This window comes from Streptomyces chattanoogensis, assembly GCF_001294335.1.
Classification (GTDB): Bacteria; Actinomycetota; Actinomycetes; order Streptomycetales; family Streptomycetaceae; genus Streptomyces; species Streptomyces chattanoogensis.
Genome location: NZ_LGKG01000019.1, coordinates 1 through 1,125, shown reverse-complemented (window position 1 = coordinate 1,125; position 1,125 = coordinate 1). Strand labels below are relative to the sequence as shown.

Genomic DNA, 1,125 nt, shown 5'->3' with positions numbered 1-1,125 from the left:
CGCATCCCCACGTCCCCCCGCAGCCGCCCGCCCCGCCCTCGCCGTACGCCCAGGATCCCCGCCCGTACGCACCCGGCACCCGCCCCTACCCGGGCCCGAACCCGTACGCCCAGGCCCGCCCGCAGCCCCAGCGCATCGACCGGGTCCGGGCCGAACTCGACGAACTCAGCGACTACCTCCGCCAGGAGGAAAAACGGTGAACGGCCGCGTCATCGCCGGACGCTACGAACTCTCCGTCCTGCTCGGCCAGGGCGGCATGGGCCAGGTCTGGATCGGCTACGACCGTCGCCTGGACCGCCGGGTCGGCGTCAAACTGCTGCGCCCCGACCGGGTGGCGGGCACTCCCGACGGCGAGGAGATGCGCCGCCGCTTCGTCCGCGAATGCCGGGTCACCGCGCAGGTCGACCACCCGGGACTGGTCACCGTCCACGACGCCGGCAGCGACGACGAGGACCTCTTCCTCGTCATGCAGTACGTCGAGGGCGCCGACCTCTCCGACCACCTCGCCGAGCACGACCCCTACCCGTGGCAATGGGCCGTCAGCGCCGCCGCCCAGCTCTGCGCCGTACTGGCCTCCGTCCACGCGGTGCCGATCGTCCACCGCGACCTCAAGCCCCGCAACGTCATGGTCCGCCCCGACGGCACCCTGGTGGTCCTCGACCTGGGCATCGCCTCCGCCCTCGACACCGACACCACCCGCCTCACCCACACCGGATCCCCCATCGGCAGCCCCGCCTACATGGCCCCCGAACAGGCCATGGGCGGCGCCGTCGGCCCGCACACCGACCTCTACGCCCTGGGGATCCTGCTCCACGAACTCCTCAGCGGCGAGGTCCCCTTCGCCGGCTCCACGGCCCTCGGCGTCCTCCACCGCCATCTGTACGAGGACCCGGTCCCGGTACGCCGCCTCCGCCCCGACGTCCCCGAACCCCTCGAGGAACTCGTCCTCCGCCTGCTGCGCAAGGACCCGGCGGACCGCCCCGCCGACGCCCAGGAGGTCTACCAGGCCCTGGCCCCCCTCCTCCCGGCCTCCGAGTCCGGCCCCCACGCGGCAGGCCAACCGCCCGCCCCGCTCGCCCCGATGGACCCCACCCGCCCCTTCCGCCGGCCCCACGCCCCCTGGCC

General features: G+C 74.5%; 1 protein-coding gene and 1 pseudogene. Both read left to right on the top strand.

Features of this window, described 5'->3' with window-relative positions; translation table 11 throughout:
• Nucleotides 1-200, top strand: a pseudogene (locus ADL29_RS05635) (hypothetical protein); the annotation flags it as partial.
• Nucleotides 197-1,125: serine/threonine-protein kinase (locus ADL29_RS05630; protein WP_157878397.1), on the top strand; the 929-nt coding region annotated here is incomplete at its 3' end. The pseudogene ADL29_RS05635 and the gene ADL29_RS05630, both read left to right, overlap by 4 nt.